Consider the following 2,138-nt stretch of genomic DNA (forward strand, 5'->3'; position numbering starts at 1 on the left):
CAGCGCAGGTCGCCGCCGCGAGCGGAGACCTGGCGCGCCATCATGGTGGTTTTCCCCAGCTTTTCGCCCCACCAGGGGATCAGCATGCTATGGGCGGAGCCGGTGACCGGATCTTCCGGCACCCCTTCTCCCGGGCAGAAGAAGCGGCTGACAAAGTCATACTCTTCATCCGGCGCGCTGACGCAGATCATTTTGCCAAGCGTTCGCAGCCGCGCCATATCCGGTCGCACCGCTTCAACCTGCTGGCGATCCGCCAGCACCACCAGATAATCGCGCCCTTCCCGAACTTCAACGGCGGCCTCGAGTCCCAACCCGGTCAGCAGATCCGCCGGCGGGTTTTCCACCGGGGAGGTCGACCACGCCGGAAAATCGAGCGTCAGCCAGTCGCCATTACGGGTGACCCGCAGCTCACCAACAAAACGGGTGCTAAAGAGAATCGTCGCCGAAGGATGGTCGAGATATTCGAAAATAACGTGCGCAGCGGCGAGGGTCGCGTGGCCGCAGAGATTGATCTCAGCGAGTGTGGTAAACCAGCGCAGCTCATAGCCCTCGTCGGTACGGACAAAGAAAGCCGTTTCGGATTGATTATGCTGCTGGGCCATTTTCAGGAGCACATCGTCGGCTAACCACTCGCTGAGCGGGCAGACGGCCGCGGCATTGCCGCCAAAGTTTTTATCGCTGAAAGCATCGACCAGATAAAATTGAATTTCCTGCATACCCTGTCCTTACTTTTTTTACTTTCCTTCAACATGACATAAAAGCGCCCCCTTGACACTATCCATAGCAAAATTAATCGCTTAACCGCGGCCAGCCCCTTGCGATGAAATGAGACGCAGATCACAAAATGATTGTCTTTTCGCCAACAATCGTTTTAAGATCAGCGTCACATCTTTCCCTGAATCACCAGTCCAGAGCTTATGACTACGAATACGGTCTCACGCAAGGTAGCGTGGCTACGTGTCGTGACGTTGGCCATCGCCGCGTTTATTTTTAACACCACAGAGTTTGCCCCGGTCGGTCTGTTGTCGGATATTGCCGACAGCTTCGGCATGGAAACCGCCCAGGTGGGCATGATGCTGACCATCTACGCATGGGTGGTGGCGTTAATGTCGCTGCCGTTTATGCTGCTGACCAGCAAAGTGGAGCGCCGGCGCCTGCTTATCGGCCTGTTTATTCTGTTTATCGCCAGCCACGTCCTGTCGTTTTTTGCCTGGAATTTTGACGTGCTGGTGATCAGCCGCATTGGTATCGCCTTTGCGCATGCAGTGTTCTGGTCGATAACGTCGGCACTGGCCATCCGCATGGCCCCGCCGGGCAAACGGGCGCAGGCGCTGAGCCTGATCGCCACCGGTACCGCACTGGCGATGGTGTTTGGTATTCCGATCGGGCGCATTATCGGCCAGTACTTTGGCTGGCGGATGACCTTCCTGGCGATCGGCCTCGGCGCGTTAGCCACCCTGGCCTGCCTCGTAAAACTGCTGCCGACCCTGCCGAGCGAACATTCTGGCTCGCTGAAAAGCCTGCCGGTGCTGTTCCGCCGCCCGGCGCTGGTCAGCGTGTACATTCTGACCGTGGTGGTGGTGACCGCTCATTATACCGCCTACAGCTATATCGAGCCCTTTGTCCAGACGGTAGCGGGCCTGAGCGGCAACTTTGCCACCGTACTGCTGCTGATCCTTGGCGGGGCCGGTATTATCGGCAGCATTCTGTTCGGTAAACTCGGTAACCAGCACGCGTCGGGGCTGATAAGCCTGGCGATTGCCCTGCTGCTCGCCTGCCTGCTGCTGCTGCTGCCGGCCTCGCATAACCCGCAGCACCTGATGCTGCTCAGCATCTTCTGGGGGGTGGCGATCATGATTATCGGTCTCGGCATGCAGGTGAAAGTGCTGGCCTCCGCTCCGGATGCCACCGACGTCGCCATGTCTCTGTTCTCGGGCATCTTTAATATCGGCATAGGCGCCGGGGCGCTGGTCGGCAGCCAGGTGAGTCTGCATCTTTCCATGGCCTCCGTCGGCTACGTCGGCGCCATTCCGGCGCTGGTCGCGCTGGTCTGGTCGCTGATGATATTCCGTCGCTGGCCGGTATCGCTGGAAGACCATCAGCCGCACCACTCCTGATTCCGTCGCACAAAAAAACGA

The 2,138-nt window shown here is 58.6% G+C and carries 2 protein-coding genes; one reads left to right on the forward strand and one right to left on the reverse strand.

The annotated features are described in order from the left end of the window. Positions 1 to 716 (reverse strand): PhzF family phenazine biosynthesis protein (locus tag HMPREF9538_RS12450; RefSeq protein WP_009485269.1); only part of this gene is annotated, 716 nt, incomplete at its 3' end. A gap of 201 nt (positions 717 to 917) precedes the next feature. On the opposite strand from HMPREF9538_RS12450, the gene HMPREF9538_RS12445 reads away from it, so the two are divergent. Then, positions 918 to 2,117, forward strand: a complete 1,200-nt coding sequence (locus tag HMPREF9538_RS12445; protein WP_002904407.1) for a sugar transporter — start codon at positions 918 to 920, stop codon at positions 2,115 to 2,117. The last annotated feature ends 21 nt before the right edge of the window (positions 2,118 to 2,138 follow it).

This window comes from Klebsiella sp. MS 92-3 (genome assembly GCF_000195655.1).
Lineage (GTDB): Bacteria > Pseudomonadota > Gammaproteobacteria > Enterobacterales > Enterobacteriaceae > Klebsiella > Klebsiella pneumoniae.